The following is a 20,079-nucleotide window of genomic DNA, read 5'->3' as shown; positions in this document are numbered from 1 at the left end:
CTGCCGTTGCCTCCGGACGGCGGTACTGACATGGGAGAGCCCGGAATTGAAGGCCCGGTCTGGCTTCCCTCACTGCCTCCGTCGTTGGCCGAGTATCTGTCCCCGAACCTTCAACCTGTCCCGCTGATACCGGCCTTGACGCTGCTGGCGGCGGTGTTCTACCTCGCCGGGGCAGTCCGGCTCTGGCGGCAGGGGCGGCACTGGTCCCCGGTACGCACCGCGTCCTTCCTGTTCGGCTGCCTGGCCATCATCGTGGTCATGGGGGCCGGTATCGAAGGCTACGGCCTGCGGATGTTTTCCATCTTCATGTTCCAGCAGTTGACCCTGATGATGGCCGTGCCACCCTTGCTGGTCATCGGGTCCCCGGGCACGTTGCTGCTGCGGGCAACCCCGCACGGGATGTTCGGCCGACCGGTCCTGCGCGCGGCTCTGTGGGGACTGCGCTCCCGCTGGGGCCGGCTGGCCATCCACCCGGCCTTCATGGTGCCCCTGTTCCTGCTCAGTTTCTATGGCGTGTACTTCTCCGGCCTTGCGGACCTGCTGCTGCCCACCTGGTACGGGCACGTGGGACTGGAACTGTTGTTCCTGGCCGCCGGGATCCTGTTCACCGTGCCGCTGATCTCTGCGGACCCGCTGCCGACCAGGCAAACCCATTTCGGCCGGATGCTGGATATTTTCGCGGAGATGCCCTTGCACGCCTTCTTCGGCGTCGTCATCATGATGGCCACAGCCCCAATGGTCAAGTTTTTCTCCGCACCGCCGGAAAGTTGGAACGTTGACCCGATGGCCGATCAAGGCCTGGCCGGCGGACTGGCCTGGTCCTATGGGGAACTGCCCGGGGTGCTGTTGCTGATGTTCATCCTCGTGCGCTGGCAACGGGACGAGGCCCGAGGGTGGGCGAAGGCAGACAGGAGAACGGCGGTGGCCGGCGACCCGGATCTGGATGCCTACAACGAATACCTACGCCAACTGGCCAACCGTCCTGTGCGCCGCCGATGACCCCTTGGCTCCGCATCTCCCACCCGCACTGAAGAGAAGCACGGCCGGACGCTGCTTTGGCGGACCCGAAACTGCAGGCACTCCGCGTGTTGTGTTTTTTCCTGTGCAAGGCACCACAGCGTCGTTGTTCGAGCACTGGGATTCCCGCGCCGGGGAGGGCGCTTTGCGGGCAGTGGGTGGGCTCACCACAAAGCTCAAGACGTCTTGAGCCAAAACTGAGCGAACCTTTCTGTTGCCAGGGCCTGGGAAGCCTTTATTTCTGATGTGATTCCCGCAACAATGGTGCTTGCACGCCAGGCTGGGGTTTGGTGCCGCTGGCTTTTGGGGAGTGTTTTGTGGGCAAGCATCATGATTCAGACCGGGCAATAAACCTGATCCGCGCAGCGGGTTTCCATCGCGTCCTTATCGCGGGAAGCCTCGCCATCCTGGCCTTCTTCGCGTTTGGCTTCCAACCCCTGAGCTCCGTTCCGGCGGGCTCAGTGAACGGCGCTTTGGCGCAGGGTGTTGTTGGGCCCACAGCATTAGGCACGTTGGTGCCGCCAGAGGCAGAAACCCTGGTAATCGATGCCATGCCGGAACCTCCTGAACAGCTGCCCGGCACGCCCATGGTCTACTTCGACCGCGCCATGATCCGCACTGTCAGCAAGGATGGGTCTACTGGCCTGACCGTCGCCTCGGCCGGCCTTTCCCGTCCGCCGACCGGCGCCCTGTACGCACCTCTTGAGGTGCTCAACCCGAGTTCATCCTACGGATACCGGTACAGCCCACTGACAGGTTTGGCCGGCGAATTCCACTGGGGCCAGGACTACGCAGCAACCTGTGGCACGCGCGTCTATGCCGCGGACGCCGGTGTTGTCCGAGCCGTCGGTTGGCACATTTGGGGCGGCGGAAACCGTGTGGAGATTGAACACGGCAACGGCCTGGTCACTACGTACAACCACCTGCAGGCCATTGGCGTGACGAAGGGCCAATCAGTCCGCGTCGGCGAGGTAATCGCCCAGGTCGGCACCACTGGCTGGTCCACGGGCTGCCACCTGCATTTCGAGACCATCGTGAACGGCTTGCACACCAACCCCAACGGTTGGACGTACCTGCCCATGCGGCAGATAGATCCGCTGCAGAACATTGCCATGGTGAACTACCAGCCAGGCGCCGGTTCAAGCACGTCGTCCGCACCGCAGTGGGCCGTCCCGGTAGCCGACGGCACCAACCGTGCAGTTATCGGTGGCGAACACGAAGAGCCCGTGGCCCCACCGGTAGTTGTTCCGCCCGCCACTACGCCGCCGGCAACACAGACGCCGAATACGCCGCCAGCCACCACTACGCCGCCGGCAACCCAGACGCCGACGCCGTCCCAAACTCCGACGGCGACGCCCTCGCCTTCCGCGACAGCCACGCCGACCCCGACTCCGACGGCAACCGCCACACCAACTCCCACCGTGACACCAACTCCGACGGCAACCGCCACACCAACGCCCACCGTGACACCAACACCGACGGCTACTGCGACTACCCCAGCGTCGAGCACCTCGGCGCCCGCCACGACTTCAGTGGCACCCGCGGCGACCACGACGACGGCACCCGCACCCGCCGCCGTCGTGCCTCCCGCAGCGCCAGCGGCGCCCGCACCGGCTGCACCCGCCGTAGTGGCTCCAGCGCCTGCGGCAGTCCCAGCGGCCCCCGCTCCTGCTCCGGCCGTAACGAAGGCCGTGGCACCTGCGCCGGCTCCTGCCACTCCGGTGGCTCCTGCGCCGGCACCTACTCCCGTCGCGGTCCTGCCGCAGACGATCCCAGCCGTGGTTCTGCCGCCCGGATACACCCTGGTGGGAACGGACAAGGTCAAGCTTCCGAACGGCACCATTGTGCCGCTCTCCACGCTCATCCTTCCGACGCCCTAGGCGTCCACTCGCTGAGGGCACGTGAAACGCGGGTACCCCGGCGTTTCGCAGCCCACGCCAGCTCCCGTAAGCTCGATGGCGGCGATCCCGCCAGCCGACGTCGTCAGGAAGCGAATCCCATGACCAGCCTCTACAGCATTCCCCTCACCTTCAACGATGGCTCCGAAGCGGACTTCGGCCGGTTCGAGGGGAAAGCAGTCTTGGTGGTGAACGTCGCTTCCAAGTGTGGCTACACGCGCCAGTACGCTGGCCTTGAAGAGTTGTATGGCAAGTACCGCGAGCAGGGCTTCGAGGTGCTCGGTGTGCCCTGCAACCAATTCGGCGGGCAGGAGCCGGGCGCTGACGAGGAAATCGCCGAATTCTGCGAGCGTAACTTTGGTGTCTCCTTCCCCCTGACCAGCAAGGCCAACGTCCTGGGCAAGCAGCAGCACCCGCTCTTCGCCGAACTGACTCAGGACGAGGACGGCCAGCCGGTGAAAGTGAAGTGGAACTTCGAGAAGTTCGTCATCAACCGGGAGGGCGAATTGGTGGGAAGGTTCCCATCCGCAGTGGAGCCTGACTCCGAAGACCTGTTGAAAGCCGTAGAAGAGGCGTTGGCCTAAAGCCAGCAATCTTGAAGGGAGGAAAGTAATTTTCCAACATTCCGCCGGAAATTAGCCAGTTGTTGGCTTGTTGTCTGGTTGGATTGGCCCTACTGGATTGAACACGGGAGACGCCGTCTCCCACCAAACGCTAAGGCAAGCTATGGAGCTCATCGAGGCCGAGTACCCCAAACCAGGTCATGTGCTTTTGCACTTGAGCGATCTTCACCTGGTGGGTGGTCCGGGCACGCTCTACGGTTCTGTCGACAGCTCAACCAGGCTTCAGGAAATCTGCGACCAGATCATCGCCTCCAAGATCAGGCCCGAAGCCATCATTTTCACCGGAGACCTCGCAGACAAGGGCGAGCTTCAGGCATACCAGCGGCTCCGCGAGATGATCGAGCCGGTCTGTGACTTACTGGGAGCCAAGGCCATCTGGGCCATGGGCAACCACGACAACCGCGCCAACTTCCGCTCGGCGTTCGAGGATGCCTCTGAAGCCAGCAAGCCCCAGGACCCGGTGGACCGCAGCTACTTCGTCAACGGACTGCGCATCATCACTTTGGACACCACAGTTCCGGGCCACCACTACGGCGAACTGTCGGAGGCCCAGCTCGAATGGCTGGCCTCGGAACTGGCCACCCCGGCGCCCGACGGCACCATCCTCGCTTTGCACCACCCGCCCGTCCCGTGCGTCCAGGACCTCGCGGTGTTGGTGGAACTGCGCGGCCAAGCCGCACTGGCCGCCGTCGTCCGTAATACTGACGTCCGCACCATCCTGGGTGGCCACCTGCATTACTCCACGACGGCGGGCTTCGCCGGCATCCCGGTGTCGGTCGCCTCGGCCACGTGTTATACCCAGGACCTGGGGGTTCGCGCTGGCGGACAACGCGGACGCGACGGAGCACAGTCGTACAACATGATCCACGTCTACGAGCACACGATTGTGCACTCCGTAGTGCCGATGTCCGGCGGGGTCACCGTGGGGGAGCCCGTGGACGCAGCCGAGGTTCAGCGTCGGCTGGCCGAAGCCGGCATCCGGATCCCGCACGAGTCCCGGGTGGGTGCCCACACTTCTCCGGGAACCCTGACGTCGTCCCTGCCGCTTGTTTCTCCCGGCGGCTTTACTCCCAAGGCGCCGTAGCTACTTCTCCCGCCGTAGCTACTTCTCCCGCCGTAGCTACTTCTCCCAAGGAGCCTTGACCGGGAAGTACTTCTCCAGGAAGTCGGTCACCAGGTCGGCGCGTTCGTCTGCCTCGACCTCCGGGAAGCTGCCGTCGTTCAGGCAGAAGAAGTCCATGTGGCGCTTGGCCAAGAGCTTGGGCAAATAGTGCAGCCCTGCCCACATGGTGGAGTCCACGTACCTGACCTTGGCGTTGGTCTGCGTGACGGCGCGGCCCGTGAGCAGCGCGTAGTAGTGGTAGAACGAATTGGTCACCGAGATGTTGTCGGCGGCACGGAACCGGCTGCCGGCGGTCTTGGCGAACTCGGCAGGGAACTCCTTCTCCATCCGGGCCACAACGCTTCGCCGCAGGGGAGCGGCAGTGTGCTCAAGATGCCGGGTGGTGATCCGCCCAAAACGCTCCCACAACAGCTTGCGATTGACGCGGGCTGCGTTCTCGAAGCCGCTGCGTTCGGCATCGTTGTCGCCCAGCCCAATGCGGGTGTCGGCTTCAATGAACTTGGTAATGCCACCGGGTGTAAAGAACATGTCCGGACCCACGGGCCGGCCAAAGAACATGTCGTCGTTGGAGTACAGGAAGTGCTCCGACAGGCCCTCGATGTGGTGTAGCTGGCATTCCACGGCCTGCGAGTTGTGGGTGGGCAGCACCGACGGATCGGCGAAGAACTCCTCGCTGCGAACAATGGTCACGGACGGGTGGTCCGCAAGCCATTCCGGAGCGGGAGAATCAGTGGCAATGAAGATCCGTCGGACCCACGGCGCGAACATGTGCACCGAGCGCAGCGCGTACTTCAGTTCATTGATCTGGCGGAAGCGGGCCTCATGGTCGTCGCCTTCACCCAGGACGGTCCCGGCCTGTTGGGCGCGCCGCCTGGCGATGTACTCGGGGTCGCTGCCGTCCACCCATGAGAAAACCATGTCGATATCGAAGTCGATGTCGCTGGCATGGTCGGCGAACATGTTCTCGATGGTAGGCCAGGAAAGGCCATGCCGCTGGACCGTGCCCCGCACGGCGTCCTGCCGCAACATGGTGCGTCGGGTCAGGGAGTTCTCAACAGGGAGTTCCAGGTGGTCGCCTTCGAACCTCCACAGCTCAAGTTGCACGCCCAAAGCCGGTCCGTACCAGAGGCCGCCACCGGGCTCCACCCTGGGGCGGTAAAGGCGGAAGATGCGCGATTTCCGGTTGGCAGTCAGCTCGCCGTCCGCCACCAATACGGAAGTTTTCTTCTTGGCGTCCACAGTCATGGAGTAGAACGGCTCATTCCGGAACGCCGAAACCAGCGCCTCCCGAACGTCCTTGCGCGACTCCCAATCGACGGCGATGACCGGCCTCTCGTCATTACCTCGCACCAGGATGAAATCGACACCTGCGGCGTCCAGCGCAGCCCTGACAGCCAAGAGGTCGGACACCATGGCCTGTTGCGGCGTCAGGTCACTGTTAATGAGGGCGTACCGCCCGCGGTGACGCACGACGTCGGACCTGTGCTTGAGATGCGCAACGACGGCGGGCGAGACTGCCTCGGCAATCGTGTCCTCTTCGATGGACGGGCTGCCGTGGTAAATCGGATCGACCTGTGCTTGAGTGATGGCTGTTTCTCCGGGATCGTCTGGGGCGGGTTGCTCGATAACGTGAATGCGCTGTTGCTAGATGGAAAGGGCGTCGCGCCAGCTGCGGAGGAAAGCGCCGCCGGCGTCGTCGTGGATAACATCGTCCGCCAGTTCAAGGTCGGCGGCCGTCAGAATGGTGTAAGGCTTTACCGGTACGCCGTCTGCGGGCCGGACATCCACGTGCTTCACGTCGTGGTCGTTGTGGTGTAGCCAGTCTGCCATGGCATAGTCCGTGCGGGAATCGCCTACTGTCCGCCATGAGAGTGGGGTGATTCCCTGCGCAGCCAGCAGCTCGACGGCCCGGCTGGCACCGAGGTCCTTGCCAAGGCGGACCGACTCGATGTCCGTGGAGATGATGGTGGGGTCCAGGCGGTAGTCCGCGGCGTCGTCGGATTCCGGTGCGTGGTGGTCCAGGATGGCAGCATTCAGTCCGTGGCGCCCCATGATGTCCAGGGCGTCGGCGTCGAAGAGTTTCTGTTCGGCCAGATAGTCCGCGCTGGCAACGTCCAGGTGCTGCTCCACGGAAACCATGGCGCGCTTGGTCTCGTCAAAGAACATGTGCGCGGAATAGTCCTCGGCAACCAATCGGCGGATATCGTCACCGTAGGCCTTGGGCACGGCGAGTTCGTGGTCCACATGGATGGGACCCGGGCCGCTTGCGGTGTAGCTGAACCACACGGCACCCTTCTCACAGATGGCGTGGATGACAGTGGTTGCGGGCATCCCGGCGGCAATCATGGGTTCCATGACCTGTTCGCTGATGAACGCGTCCGAGCGTCCCGTGTTGAAGATGACCGGGATGCCGGCGGATGCCAGGGCCACCAGGTCCGCAATGATGTCCGGCTTGACGTCACGCGTCACAGGGCTGGCGATGGGGCCGTCGACATCCAGCAGCAACGCCAGGGCAGGCGTAGCGTGGGCAGCGGTCCTGTCAGTACCTTGGAACGGTTGAGTCATACCCCTATTCTGTCAGTCCGCGCCGTGACCCTCACAGCTGTGACGTCTGTGACGCCCCACGAGGATTTAGACGGCACTCGTGGAAAGTACGCGCCAGTACCGGTGGACCTTGCAGGTCACTGCTTCCTACCGGAATTTGTGAATCTGTCAGTGAACCAGAGCAGGGCTTTGCTCAGGGCTGGCGATCTGCGGACATCCAGGTCAGGGGCCGTAGGAGCATCATCCGGAAGTCACCTTTTGGCCACAACCTGCCTGTGCCGGGGGTCACAAGTTCCGTTAGCGCGGCATCTTCCATAGGCTTGCAGGGTGATCTTCAAAGCTGTGGGCGAGGGACGCCCGTACCCTGACCATGGATACTCTGCGCCGCGGGACTGGGCTTCCCTGCCCCCGCGCCCTGTCCGACTCGACGAATTGGTGACCACCAAACGGACCCTGGACTTGGAGGCCCTGTTGGCTGAGGATTCAACCTTCTTTGGCGACCTGTTTCCGCACGTTGTCCAGTATCAGGGCGTTATGTACCTGGAGGACGGACTCCATCGGGCGGTCCGCACGGCGCTCCACCAAAGGACAGCCATCCACGCTCGCGTATTGGTGATCAATGGCTAGGCTGCCGGGTCTGGAACAGGACACAGCCCGCGCAAAAAAACGTAAGCGTCCCAAGGATGTGACGCAGCTTCACGGCCACCATGTAGTGACAGGGCCGGAGCTTCGGGCAACGTTTGCCGAGGACGCCCGGCCCCCCAAAGGCCGTTTCGGGCGACGACTGTTCCACGGTATTGTCCTGGTCCTGCTGGTGGGCGTGATCGCGGCCGGCGCCGTGGGCGCCTGGGCCATCATGAACGGCGTCATCAAGGTACCCACCGCCATCGCCAGCAAGGCCCCCAGCAGCCTGTGTCCAGCCACCACATTCGACTACGTGCCGAATGAAACGGTGAACCTCAACGTCTTCAACGCCACGTCCCGTGGCGGCCTGGCCGGCACCGTCGCTGAGCAATTCACTGCACGCGGCTTCAAGGTGGCTTCGGTGGACAACAGCGACACCGCTTACTCGGGCGTGGGCGTGGTGGTCTCGGGTGTCAAGGGCCAAGCCGCAGCGTTCAACGTCCAACGCAACCTGCTGGGAACCGACTACTTCCAGGACAACCGCGAGGATGAATCAGTGGACGTCATCCTCACGCCGGGCTACGAGGGCTTGGTGGAGCCGCAGTTGGTGGATCAGACCCCTGGCAAACTGCTGTGCCCCCGCGAAGACCTGCGGATCGCGGATAACGCCAAGTGGCCCATTGTTCCCACGCTTCCAGCGGGACAGTAATCCTAGCCAGCCAGGGCGTCGTGGGCCGGTGAATCCAGTCTGAGGGGCCTGCCCGCTTCGTCGAAGCGGGCACCCGCACCCAGTTGGATGAACCGCACGGTTTGAGCCGTGTGGGCCTCGACGTCGGCGGCGGGGGCAGGCGGGGGAGTCTCGCCGTCGGGCGTCCGGTTGCGTCGCGCGGCGCTGGCCGACAGTGTTCCGTGAATTAGCCGCGCCAGTTGCGCGACGTCGATATCCGGAAGGTAACCCTGCTGCACGCCGTCCTGGAGGATGTCCTGGAGCAGGATGTTGAGGTCGCCCACATGGTCGGCGAGCTTCGCGAATGATCCCGGGGAGAGCACGGCTGCCATGGCAGGCCCAGGTGGCAGGTGGCGGCGGCTGAGGTCTTCCACTTGGGCGCGGACGTACAGGGCCAGCCGGTCAACCGGGTTCTCGAGCGCAGCCAGTGAATCACGGAGGTCCACGATGAAGCGTTCGGTCTCGTCCAGGGCGTACGCGATGAGCAGTTGCTCCATGTCCGCGTAGTAGTTGTAGACGGCGGTGCGGCCCACGCCGGCGTGGCGCGCCACGTCGGTCATGGTGAGGCCGGGGAGGCCGTGGGTGAAGAGGAGCTCACCAAAGGCGGTCAGAATCCGACGTTGGGTCTCGGCGCGTTGGGCAGCATTCGTGGCGGCCGTGATCCTGGGCATATAGACACTTTACAGTGATCTGTCAGCAAACAGGTGCTCGGCGCGATGGCGACCGGGCTGGGCGGTAACATCGTCAGCACAACCACATCAAGCAAGCTAGGGGGCGTTGTGCGCGCAACGGTCAAGGACGTAGCGCGCCGTGCAGGGGTTTCGCCAAAGACGGTCTCCAACGTCATGAACGGAATCGTGCCGGTCAGTGGTCCCACGCGGCTCAGGGTTGAGCAAGCCATGGCCGAGCTCGACTACGTTCCCAATCTGTCCGCCCGCGGCCTGCGCAATGGCCGCTCCGGAGTCATTGGATTGGCCTTGCCTGACCTTGCGACCCCGTTCTCTGCGGAGATCGCCCACCACATTGTTGAAGTGGCGCACGAGCAGGGTTGGAGCGTCCAAATCGAGGAAACCGGCTCCGACCCGCAGCGTGAACATGAACTCATGACCCGCGCCCGGTCCAATCTCATTGACGGCCTGATCCTAAATCCCGTGGTGCTCAAGGAAAGTGCCGTCCAGGTGGGCGTCGCGCTGCCTCCTGTGGTCCTGCTTGGTGAAGTGACGCAGCAACTGGCGGACCGGGTTTTTGTGGACAGCTTTGCCGCCGCGCGCGACATGACGCTTGCTTTGGCCAAGCCCGGACGTCGGCGGATCGCAGCCTTGGGGGTGAACCGCGGAAGGCAGTCCGCCACTGCCATCCAAAGAACCGGGGGTTACGAGGCTGCACTCCAGCAGCTCGGGATCCCGCTCGACGGGTCGTTGCTGATTTCGTGTGACAGCTGGACCCCGGCTTCGGCTGCTGAATCCTTGAGGGAATACCTGGAGGGGCATCCGCTGCCGGAGGCCCTGTTCTGCTTCACGGACTCCATGGCGATGGGTGCCTTGAATACCCTCTGGAAGAGGGGAGTGCGGGTGCCCGATGACATCGCGGTGGCTGGTTTCGACGACGTCGTTGACGGTCGCTACGCGGTTCCGTCCTTGACCACGGTCTCCTTCGACAAACGCGCCATCGCCACAGAAGCACTGCGTCTTCTCACCGAGCGGATGGCGGACCGATCCCATGGGCAGCGGATAGTGGAGATCGACTACAGCATCGAGGAGCGGGACAGCAGTCGGAGTTGAGCCTTTCCCGGGGCTGAGGCGAGAGTCATCCATCAAATTGTGCGCGCTAACAATTTTCTCTTGCCCTCGCTATTACATCGATGTAATGTGAGACCTGCGTCACCCGGGGGCCACCTTTTACCCATGCGTGGAGACGCGGCGAAGCCGGACTTTCGTGCAGCATTGTGTCCTTTCAGCGGACCCTTCCAAAGGAGTGACGGGTGAAGCAGTTTGAATCTTTGACCGGGAGAAGTTTGTCCCGGAGACATTTATTGATGGGCTCCGCGCTGCTGGGCGGCGGGCTTTTGGCCACGGGCCTCACAGGATGCGGCGGATCGGCGGGAGCCGCGTCCGTACCGACCATCAACTTCTGGCATCTCCTGTCCGGAGGAGACGGCACCAAGATGCAGGCCATGATCGCCAGTGCCAACAGCGCCAATCCGGGCTTCAAGGTCCACCCCACGGTTTTGGCCTGGGGACCGCCCTATTACACCAAGCTGGCCATGGCATCGGCCGGCGGACGGCCGCCGGAGGTAGCCATCATGCATGCCAGCCGGGTCCCCGGCTACGCCCCCGGCGGACTGATCGAACCCTGGGACCTGGGCCTGCTGGCGGAGAACGGCATCACGCCGGAGAACTTTGCCCCGCGTATCTGGGAAAAGAGCCAGCAGGACGGAAAGGTGTTCTCGCTTGCACTGGACTCCCACCCGTTCATCATGTTCTACAACACGGACATCGCCGGTAAAGCGGGGCTCCTGGAAAGCAACGGCCTCTTGCAGGAAGTGGACTCGCCGGACGGATTCAAAGCCATGGCACTGGAGATGCAAAAGGTCACCAAAGCCCACGGCCTCTCTTTCGGATACCTGAACCTCGGCTCACAGATGTGGCGCCTGTTCTACACGCTTTACAAGCAGCATGGCGCCGAAATTGTCCTGACGCCAGGCCAGCCCATGAAAGTGGACCGGGACGCTGCCGTTGAGTCACTGGAATTCATGGCGTCGCTCTTTGATGACACCATCGCAGCCAAGGGCAACGACATCAACACCGGCATCGCCGAGTTTGTCCGGGGCGACTCGGGAATGCTCTTCAGCGGCGGCTGGGAACTGCCCACCATGAAGAAGGCCAAGCTCCCCGTTGACGCAGCCACCATCCCGACCCTCTACGGGACGCCCGCGTCGTACGCCGATTCGCATTCCTTCGTGCTTCCGCGGCAGCTCGTGGCCAACGAGGAAAAACGCAAGGACGCCTACAAGTTCGTCAGCGACATCCTCAAAGGTTCGTTGTCGTGGGCCGAGGCAGGCCACATCCCGGCATACCAGCCCGTGGTGCAGTCAACGGCCTATAAAGAACTCACTCCGCAGGTCCACTACGCCAACGCGGCGGACATCATTGCCTACGATCCCGAGGCCTGGTTCAGCGGATCGGGCTCGGACTGGCAGAACTATTTTGCCGAGTACATCCAGAACGTACTTCTGGGACGCAGCAAAGCAGCTGAGGGGTGGGACGGTTTCGTGGCCCGCACCAACGACCTTCTATCCCGGCCCAACCCGGTCTGACCGGCACAGCACACCGAGCGACAAAGGAGTCCTTCATGAGTTCCTCTACAGTGTCCCGGCAGACCAGCCAAGTACGGACAAAACCCACACCCGGCATCAAGACCGGGCCGTCCCTGCGCAGAAGCAGGGACAACGTGAGCGGCTGGACCTTCGCAGCGCCGTTCCTCGTCTTCTTCCTGGTGTTCCTTATATGGCCCATCCTCTACGGCTTCTACATGAGCCTGACAGGCAAATCCCTCACGGGAGCCAACGACGTCCTCATTGGTTTTTCCAACTACTCCGAGGCTTTTGCCGACGCCGGTATGTGGCGTTCCCTGGGCAACACGCTCTATTTCACCGTGATCAGCACTGTGCCGTTGGTGCTGGTGGCGCTGGTGATGGCTGCATTGTTAAACATCGGCCTTCCCGCCCAGTGGCTGTGGCGGCTTTCCTACTTCGCGCCGTTCCTGCTGGCATCCACGGTTGTCTCCCTGTTCTTCGTCTGGATGTACAACCCGCAGCTCGGACTGATCAACGATTTCCTGTCCAAGTTCGGTATCCCGAAGATCGGTTGGCTCAACGATCCCAATGTGGCCATGTGGTCGATCGTGATCGCCACGCTCTGGTGGACCGTGGGTTTCAATTTCCTTCTGTACTTGGCGGCAATGCAAAACATCCCCGCTCAGCACTATGAAGCCGCATCGCTGGATGGCGCCGGCGCCTGGCGGCAGTTCTTCTCCATCACGCTGCCACAGATCACCCCCACCACGGTGATGATCGTGCTGCCCCAGATCCTCGCTTCCCTGAAGGTCTTCGACCAGATCTACCAGATGACATCCGGCGGTCCGGGCGGATCAACGAGGCCCGTGGTCCAGTACATCTTCGAAACCGGGTTTACCGGATACCGGCTGGGATACTCCGCAGCCATCTCCTACATCTTCTTCGGACTGATCGTGCTGGTCTCTGCCTTGCAGTTCGTCATCACCCGCCGCAGGAGTGCATAGCCATGGCAAATACAACCCTCACCCGCTCCGTCCCGCGAACCGAACCCGGCCAGGTCATCCGCCAACCCCGCAAGAAGCTGACAGTGGGCAAGGCCGCAGCCATCGTTGTCGCCGCCGTCCTCGCCGTCCTCTGGTTGGTTCCCTTCGCCTGGGCAACGGTCACTGCCTTCAAATCCGAAGCGGACGCCTCGGCGTCGAAGGTCAGCTGGATCCCGCCGTCGGGCTTTACGTTCGATGCTTTTGCCAGCGTATTCCAGGCCGGCAACATCCCGCTCTGGACGTGGAATTCGCTCTACACCTCCGCTGCGATCACCCTCATCACGCTGGTGATTTCCGCCCTCATCGCTTATGCGTTGTCGCGGATCGACTTCAAGGGCAAGAAGCTGCTGATGACGGCGATTATCGCCAGCATCATCGTGCCGCCGCCGGTCCTCATGATTCCGCTTTTCTACCAAATGCTTGCGTTCAAGATGATCGATACCCCGTGGGCCATCATCCTTCCGCAGGTGATCCACCCTGCCATGGTGTTCGTCCTCAAGAGGTTCTTCGACCAGATTCCGCGTGAACTCGAAGAAGCGGCCGTGATGGACGGGGCCAGCCGGATCCGGATCTTCATGCAGATCATCCTGCCGTTGTCCCGGCCGATCCTGGCCGCCGTCGCGATCTTCGTGTTCATCGGCGCGTGGAACAACTTCCTGTGGCCGTTCATCTCAACCAACGACGATTCCCTGCTGACCCTTCCGGTAGGCCTGCAGACCATCAAGAGCGCCTACGGCGTGCAGTACGCCCAGAACATGGCGTCGGCATTGCTGGCCGCGCTGCCGCTGATTGTCGTCTTCCTGTTCTTCCAGCGCCAGATCATCAAGGGCATTTCCACCACCGGACTTGCCGGGACCTGACCGCCCCGTTCCTGCACCACCAGACCTGAAACACACAACCAAGGAGATACATGTCCCGCGCACGCATCACCCTCGATCGCGACTTCACCATCGGGGAGGTACCCCGGCGCCTCTTCGGCTCCTTCGTGGAGCACATGGGCCGCTGCGTCTACACCGGCATCTACGAGCCCGGGCATCCGGAGGCCGATGAGCACGGCTTCCGCCAGGACGTCCTCAAGCTCGTCAAGGAACTCGGCGCCACCGTTGTCCGGTACCCCGGCGGCAACTTCGTCTCCGGCTACAACTGGGAAGACGGAATCGGCCCGCGTGAAAACAGGCCCCGCCGCCTTGATGGCGCCTGGCACACCGTGGAGACCAACGCCTTCGGCCTGCACGAATTCGTGGACTGGTCGAGGCAGGCCGGGACCGAAATCATGGAAGCCATCAACCTGGGCACGAAGGGAGTGGAGGAAGCCCGCGCCATTGTGGAGTATTCCAACCACACCGGAGGCACGTACTGGTCAGACCTCCGGGCGAAGAACGGCCACAAGGACCCGTTCGACATCAAACTCTGGTGCCTCGGCAATGAGATGGACGGCCCGTGGCAGATCGGGCACAAGACAGCCGATGAATACGGCCGCTTGGCACAGGAAGCTGCCAAGGCCATGCGATACGTGGATCCGTCCATTGAACTAGTGGCCTGCGGCAGCTCAAATTCCAGGATGCCCACCTTCGGCGACTGGGAGCAGACAGTCCTCACCCACACCTACGAGGAAGTGGACTATGTGTCCCTCCACGCGTACTACTTCGAGGAAGAAGGTGACGTGGGCAGCTTCCTGGCCTCCGCCGTCGACACCGACTACTTCATTGAGTCAGTGATCGCTACGGCCGATGCCGTCAGGGCCAAGGGGAAGCACAAGAAGCACATCAACCTGTCCTTCGACGAATGGAACGTTTGGTACCAGCGCGGCCTGGACACCGAGGACCAGCCGCACAACGTGATCAAGGCCGGTTGGCGGGAGCACCCGCGTGTCATCGAGGACAAGTACAACGTCACCGACGCCGTGGTGGTGGGTACCCTTCTGAACTCGCTGCTCCGCCACGGCGACCGCGTCCATATCGCCAACCAAGCGCAGCTGGTCAACGTCATTGCGCCAATCCTGAGCGAGGAAAACGGCCCGGCCTGGAAGCAGACCATTTTCCACCCGTTCGCGCGGATGGCCGAGCTCGCCAAGGGCCAGATCCTGCGTCTCTCGGTGGACTCGGACAAGTACGAGAATGCCCGGTTTGGCGGCACGGACCTGGTGGACGTAAGCGCCACATGGAATGAGGAAACGGGCCGCTTGGCGTTGTTCTTCGCCAACCGAGGCCTTGAGGAAGCAGCCGATGTGGAGGTGGCCCTGCGCGGTTTCGACGCCCGGCAGGTGCTCCGGGCCGAAGTCCTCGAAATCCCCGAGGGCGGGGACCGGTTCACCATCAACACCCAGGAGCAGCCGGGCCGTGTCGGCCTGACGCCACTGGAAGGCGTCAAGGCGAATGGTTCGGAGCTGCGCCTGACGCTGCCCGCACTGTCTTGGGCCGTCGTTGAGCTTGAGGTGGTGAAGGCCTAGCCCTCGCCAATAAAGCAACGCGGGGTCACTTATGGCCTACCCCAAGGGGGATTTTGGGCCACAAGTGACCCCGCGTTGGGTTAAACGCTGCAGCCGTCCGGGCCGCAGGCCTCGGCGTCGGAAGCGCCGACCGGGATCAACGGATTGGCTTCCTGCCATGCCTGGTTCAGGGCCTGGCTGAACAGGTCCGCGGGTTGGGCGCCGGAGATGCCGTACTTGCGGTCGATGACGAAGAACGGGACGCCCGTGACGCCGATGGCGCGGGCCTCGTTGATGTCCTCGTTGACTGCGTCGGTGTACTTGTCCGAGGTGAAGAGCTCAGCGACCTCGTCGGCCGGCAACTCGAGCGCAGCACCGAGTTCCGTCAGGTACTCCTGGTTTCCGATGTCCTTGCCGTGCTCGAAGTGGTCGCTCAGCAGCTGCTCCTTGGCGGCGTCCTGGCGGCCGTGGGTGGCGGCGAGGTGGATGAGGCGGTGGGCTGTGAAGCTGTTGGCCACCACCACCTTGTCGAAGTGATAATCCAAGCCCTCGCCCTTGGCTGTCTCAGTGACGTGGGCGAACATCTGCGTGACTTGCTCGGGGGCCATGCCCTTGCGCTTGCTCAGGTAGTCCAATTCTGTGCCGTCATAATGCTCAGGAACGGAGGGGTCCAGCTGGTAGCTCTTCCATTCGATGTCCACGGAATCGCGGTGCGGGAACTGTGCCAGGGCGGTCTCGAAACGGCGCTTGCCGATGTAGCACCACGGACACGCGACGTCTGACCAGATCTCAATCTTCATGCTCTGGACAACCTGTTCCGCTGGCGCGGCATTCCTTACACGGCTGTTATTTTCGTCACCCGTTGTTGTTCCAGCCGAAGCCCAATACTCTTGTAAAGGGTTATGAAGTCAGCCCTCGGACTGGGGGTTATGCGCGGAGGCCACACGTGCGCATCGGACTCATCGTTGGACCCTGGTTCACCGTACCGCCGGAAAAATACGGTGGAACTGAGCGCGTTGTTGATGCCTTGGCGCGGGCATTGGTAGATGCGGGCCACGATGTACTGCTGGCTACGGCATCGGACAGCACCTGCCCTGTCCCGCAGCTTCCGGGCTTCGCATCCAGTCAACCCGACGAGGTAGGCCTCACGCTGAGCGAGCTGGCCCATGTGATCAAGGCCTACCGCGACATGGGCGATGTGGACATCATCCACGATCACACCTTGGCGGGCCCCCTTTACTCCCACCGCCCGCAGGATGTGCCTGTTGTGACCACCATCCACGGGCAGCTCTCAGCGCCGGCGGCAACCCTGTACCGGGACATGGCGAAAGATACCGCCATCATCGCTATCTCCCACGACCAGTGCAGCCGGGTTTCTGGTTTGCCTGTGGCAGCTGTTATCCACCATGGGATCGACCTCTCCGCCGTGAGCGTCGGCCAAGGAGCCGGCGGTTATGCGTGCTTTGTGGGACGCATGTGCCCGGACAAGGGGCTGATGGAAGCCGTGGACATCGCCAGGGAAGCAGGCGTCCCGTTGCGGATCGCGGCAAAGATGCACGCCTCGGAGGAACAAAGCTACTTCCGTGAGGTGGTGCAGCCTGCGTTGGGGTCGGGTGAGGAGTTCCTTGGAGAGCTTTCCGATCCCGAAAAATTCGAGTTGATGGGCGATGCCATAGCGCTCCTGAACCCCATCCAATGGCATGAACCCTTTGGGCTGGTGATGATCGAAGCACTCGCCACGGGAACACCAGTCCTGGCAACGCCGATGGGGGCCGCACCGGAAATTGTGAGGCACGGAATCACGGGTTTCGTGGGTTCTACCGGTGAGCTGGCAGCCTGCCTCGAGCGGGTCCCTTCCCTCAGCCGCGAGGCATGCAGGCGATCAGTGGAAGAGTCCTTCAGCTCAGGACGCATGGCCGCGGAACACGTGGATTTGTACGGCCGGCTGATCGGGGAATTCAAGGACAAAAGCCTTCCCGTCAAGCACCACTTGCAAGACAATCAGAGGCAAGCCCCCATCAACCTGTGATCGACAACCAGGACGTTTGCGGAAGAAGGATTCGTGGGCCATGACAGCTTGGAACGAAGACACCGAAGCCGGAGCATCAGAGCTCGGTGCCGTCACCGTCGTCGAAGGTTCATCCTTCTGTATCTCCTCGCATTCCGGTGACATCCACGGGGGTGGTTCCCAAGGCGCCTACTATCAGGACACCAGGATCGTGTCGCGGTGGATCCTGCGGGTTAACGGGGCGCTCAGGGAACCGCTGGTGGCCCGAAACCCTACCGCCTTCCAAGCCGAATACGTGGGCCGGGCGTGCTCCGCCGATGGCAGGTTCGACAGTCCGCTGGTGGTCCAGCATCAACGGCACGTCGGTGCCGGTCTCCGGGATGACATCACCATCAGGAACTACTCGGGACAGGAAGCATCCTGCGAGATTGAACTGCTGATCGACGCCGATTTGGCCGACCTCTTCGACGTCAAAGGGGGCCGCACCAACAAAGCCGGGACACCCACCAGGAAGGCCCATAAGAAAGACCTGCACATCGATTCCCTCCACTCCAGCGGTCAACGCAGGGGAGTATCCTTCCGGGCCTCCGGCGCCAAGGTGTCCGAGGACGGGTTGCGGTTCCACATCACCATCCCTGCCCGCAGTCAATGGTCCACCAGCATCATCGCCCTCCCACTGGTCAACGGAAAGGGCCCCAACGATCCCTTCACCGAAACCACCCCGCTGCACCACACCCCGGGCGTCCGCCGACACGTCGCCTGGGAAGAGCACGTACCCCGGATTGCCGTCACCGATGCCAACGTGGAGGAGGTCCTGGAGCGAAGCCAACGTGACCTGGGCTCGCTGCGGATCTTCGACCCCGCGCACCCGGGACGCGCCGCTGTGGCCGCCGGTGCTCCCTGGTTCATGGCCTTGTTCGGACGCGACTCGCTCCTGGCCTCCTACATGTCGCTCATGGTGGATCCCAACCTGGCAGCCGGAACTTTGCAAACATTGGCAGGGCTGCAAGGTACCAAAGTGGACTTAGACTCCGAGGAAGAGCCTGGACGCATGCCCCACGAGGTACGGCTCGGCGTCACGGCCGGACTGGCCCTCGGCGGGACCGCCTACTACGGAACCGCCGATGCAACCCCGTTGTTTGTGTCCACGCTGGGCGAGCTCAGCAGGTGGGGGCTGGGAGCGGACATCATCGACTCGCTCCTGCCGCATGCCGACCTGGCCATCGAATGGATGGAACAGTACGGGGACCGCGACGGCGACGGCTTCATCGAATACCAGCGGCCCAACCAGCACGGACTGGTGAACCAGGGCTGGAAGGACTCCTGGGACGGCATCAACTTCGCCGACGGCCGGATGGCCGAGACGCCTATTGCCCTCTGCGAAGTGCAGGCCTACGCGTACGCGGCTTACGTGGGCCGTTCGCTGTTGGCCAGGGCGGCGGGTGATACCGCCGTCGAACGCCGTTGTGCAGACCGCGCCGAAGCCCTGAAAGTTGCCTTCAACAAGGCCTTTTGGCTTCCGGACCAGGGCTACTTCGCGCTGGCGCTGGACAAGGACAAGAAACCCGTGGACTCGTGCACGTCCAACATGGGGCACTGCCTGTGGGTGGGCATCGTGGACGAGGACAAAGCGCCACTCGTGGCGGAGCGGCTCATGTCCCCGGAAATGTTCACCGGGTGGGGCATCCGGACCCTCGGCTCCAACATGGGTGCCTACAACCCCGTCAGCTACCACAACGGTTCGGTGTGGCCCCACGACACCGCGCTGGTTGCCACCGGACTCATGCGGTACGGCTTCGTAAAGGAGGCCAGCCGGGTTGCGAGCGGACTGTTCGACGCCGCCGAGTACTTCGGCGGTCAGCTTCCGGAGTTGTTTTGCGGCTTTGACCGTTCAGACTTTTCGGAGCCGGTTCCGTATCCGACGGCGTGTTCCCCACAAGCGTGGGCGGCTGCCGCGCCGGTACAACTCGCCCGGATCCTGCTCCGTTTCGATCCCGACTTCACCCGGAAGGTTCTGCACCTGGCGCCGATCCTGCCGGACGCGTACGGGTCGTTCCGCGCGGACAACGTGTTGCTGGGGCGCTCGCGGATCACGGTGGAAGCTTCCGGTTCGTCCGGTACAGTGACCGGGCTGCCGGCAGGGCTTGAACTGCGCTCCGATCCACGGCCCCCGCTGACCGGGGACCTGTTCGGGTAGTTCCCTAGAGCTCGTTTTCCATGACGAAGTCGTGTTCCACCGTGTCGCCCAGTGTGAACGTCTTGGTGCCCACCCGTTGGAATCCACTCTTCTCGTAGAAGCGGATGGCTTTCGCATTCTCGCTGTTGACGCCGAGCCAAACGCCGGCAGCCCCTTTGTCTGCTGCATGGGCCAGCGAAGCCTGCATGAGCCGGGATGCTGCCCCTTGGCCGTGGTGCTCGGGGTGGACGTAGCACTTGCTGAGCTCGGTGGAGGGCAGTGCCGAGAGCACGGACGCCACGTCAGGGTCGCTGGCCGGCTTGGCAACCAGGAGGGTGTACCCGTTGAGCCGCCCATCGTCGTCGAGAACCAGGACGGTGATGTTCGCATCGGCGAGATACTCCTCGAAGTTGGCTTCGCTGAGGGTCTTCTCGATATGGGCCTGAATGTCCGCCGGTGAGGCGCCCGGCGGGCAGGCCAGCGGGAAGGTGACGGCCGCAAGCTCAGCAAGCTTCCCGGCGTCGTGCGTTGTTGCTGTGCGGATGGTCTCGGCCATGGTGTCCCCTCGGAGGT

General features: G+C 62.9%; 18 protein-coding genes. 13 read left to right on the top strand and 5 right to left on the bottom strand.

The window, feature by feature from the left end:
- Positions 1-30 precede the first annotated feature (30 nt).
- The 4 genes from ACR30Z_RS15040 (at position 31) to ACR30Z_RS15025 (ending at position 4,622) form a co-directional block, all read left to right on the top strand.
- Positions 31-999, top strand: coding sequence for a cytochrome c oxidase assembly protein (locus ACR30Z_RS15040; RefSeq protein ID WP_434373321.1), 969 nt, complete (start codon positions 31-33; stop codon positions 997-999).
- 335 nt (positions 1,000-1,334) lie between these two features.
- Positions 1,335-2,897, top strand: a complete 1,563-nt coding sequence (locus ACR30Z_RS15035) for a M23 family metallopeptidase (protein ID WP_434373319.1) — start codon at positions 1,335-1,337, stop codon at positions 2,895-2,897.
- Between the two features lie 119 nt (positions 2,898-3,016).
- Entirely contained in the window at positions 3,017-3,499 is a 483-nt protein-coding gene (locus ACR30Z_RS15030; RefSeq protein WP_144650177.1) for a glutathione peroxidase, read from the top strand.
- Between the two features lie 142 nt (positions 3,500-3,641).
- Positions 3,642-4,622, top strand: coding sequence for a phosphodiesterase (locus ACR30Z_RS15025; RefSeq protein WP_144650180.1), 981 nt, complete (start codon positions 3,642-3,644; stop codon positions 4,620-4,622).
- Positions 4,623-4,658: 36 nt separating this feature from the next.
- Here ACR30Z_RS15025 and ACR30Z_RS15020 read toward each other — a convergent pair whose 3' ends face one another.
- Positions 4,659-6,074, bottom strand: a complete 1,416-nt coding sequence (locus ACR30Z_RS15020; protein ID WP_144650181.1) for a stealth family protein — start codon at positions 6,072-6,074, stop codon at positions 4,659-4,661.
- A 231-nt stretch (positions 6,075-6,305) separates the two neighbouring features.
- Positions 6,306-7,226: a hypothetical protein gene (locus ACR30Z_RS15015; RefSeq protein ID WP_434373316.1), complete on the bottom strand. Its 921-nt coding sequence runs from the start codon at positions 7,224-7,226 to the stop codon at positions 6,306-6,308.
- A gap of 306 nt (positions 7,227-7,532) precedes the next feature.
- On the opposite strand from ACR30Z_RS15015, the gene ACR30Z_RS15010 reads away from it, so the two are divergent.
- Positions 7,533-7,832, top strand: a complete 300-nt coding sequence (locus ACR30Z_RS15010; protein ID WP_144650183.1) for a type II toxin-antitoxin system VapB family antitoxin — start codon at positions 7,533-7,535, stop codon at positions 7,830-7,832.
- 58 nt (positions 7,833-7,890) lie between these two features.
- Entirely contained in the window at positions 7,891-8,538 is a 648-nt protein-coding gene (locus tag ACR30Z_RS15005; protein WP_144650185.1) for a LytR C-terminal domain-containing protein, read from the top strand.
- Between the two features lie 2 nt (positions 8,539-8,540).
- On the opposite strand, the gene ACR30Z_RS15000 is transcribed toward ACR30Z_RS15005, so the two are convergent.
- Positions 8,541-9,227, bottom strand: coding sequence for a TetR/AcrR family transcriptional regulator (locus ACR30Z_RS15000; RefSeq protein ID WP_144650187.1), 687 nt, complete (start codon positions 9,225-9,227; stop codon positions 8,541-8,543).
- Positions 9,228-9,335: 108 nt separating this feature from the next.
- Here ACR30Z_RS15000 and ACR30Z_RS14995 point away from each other — a divergent pair, with 108 nt between their 5' ends.
- The 5 genes from ACR30Z_RS14995 (at position 9,336) to ACR30Z_RS14975 (ending at position 15,343) form a co-directional block, all read left to right on the top strand.
- Complete coding sequence (locus ACR30Z_RS14995; RefSeq protein ID WP_144650189.1) at positions 9,336-10,337, top strand: LacI family DNA-binding transcriptional regulator; 1,002 nt, start codon at positions 9,336-9,338, stop codon at positions 10,335-10,337.
- 200 nt (positions 10,338-10,537) lie between these two features.
- Entirely contained in the window at positions 10,538-11,872 is a 1,335-nt protein-coding gene (locus tag ACR30Z_RS14990) for an extracellular solute-binding protein (RefSeq protein WP_434373314.1), read from the top strand.
- Between the two features lie 35 nt (positions 11,873-11,907).
- A complete protein-coding gene (locus tag ACR30Z_RS14985) occupies positions 11,908-12,855 on the top strand; it encodes a carbohydrate ABC transporter permease (protein ID WP_434373313.1) in 948 nt (315 codons plus the stop codon).
- A 2-nt stretch (positions 12,856-12,857) separates the two neighbouring features.
- Entirely contained in the window at positions 12,858-13,754 is an 897-nt protein-coding gene (locus ACR30Z_RS14980; protein WP_144650192.1) for a carbohydrate ABC transporter permease, read from the top strand.
- Between the two features lie 50 nt (positions 13,755-13,804).
- Entirely contained in the window at positions 13,805-15,343 is a 1,539-nt protein-coding gene (locus tag ACR30Z_RS14975; RefSeq protein WP_434373312.1) for an alpha-N-arabinofuranosidase, read from the top strand.
- Positions 15,344-15,423: 80 nt separating this feature from the next.
- Here ACR30Z_RS14975 and ACR30Z_RS14970 read toward each other — a convergent pair whose 3' ends face one another.
- On the bottom strand, positions 15,424-16,122 hold the full coding sequence (locus ACR30Z_RS14970) for a DsbA family oxidoreductase (RefSeq protein WP_144650197.1): 699 nt from the start codon (positions 16,120-16,122) through the stop codon (positions 15,424-15,426).
- A gap of 146 nt (positions 16,123-16,268) precedes the next feature.
- On the opposite strand from ACR30Z_RS14970, the gene ACR30Z_RS14965 reads away from it, so the two are divergent.
- Both ACR30Z_RS14965 and ACR30Z_RS14960 read left to right on the top strand, forming a co-directional pair.
- Positions 16,269-17,351 (top strand): glycosyltransferase family 4 protein, encoded by a 1,083-nt coding sequence (locus tag ACR30Z_RS14965; RefSeq protein WP_434373311.1) that lies wholly within the window; start codon positions 16,269-16,271, stop codon positions 17,349-17,351.
- 40 nt (positions 17,352-17,391) lie between these two features.
- Complete coding sequence (locus ACR30Z_RS14960) at positions 17,392-19,527, top strand: amylo-alpha-1,6-glucosidase (RefSeq protein ID WP_434373309.1); 2,136 nt, start codon at positions 17,392-17,394, stop codon at positions 19,525-19,527.
- Positions 19,528-19,531: 4 nt separating this feature from the next.
- Here the strand turns inward: ACR30Z_RS14960 and ACR30Z_RS14955 are convergent, their stop codons facing one another.
- Positions 19,532-20,062, bottom strand: coding sequence for a GNAT family N-acetyltransferase (locus tag ACR30Z_RS14955; RefSeq protein ID WP_434373307.1), 531 nt, complete (start codon positions 20,060-20,062; stop codon positions 19,532-19,534).
- Positions 20,063-20,079: the final 17 nt, after the last annotated feature.

The organism is Paenarthrobacter sp. FR1 (genome assembly GCF_051106045.1).
In the GTDB taxonomy this organism is placed as follows: Bacteria; Actinomycetota; Actinomycetes; order Actinomycetales; family Micrococcaceae; genus Arthrobacter; species Arthrobacter nitroguajacolicus_A.
Note: the sequence above shows the minus strand (reverse complement) of the source record. Positions and strands in the feature narration are given on the sequence as shown.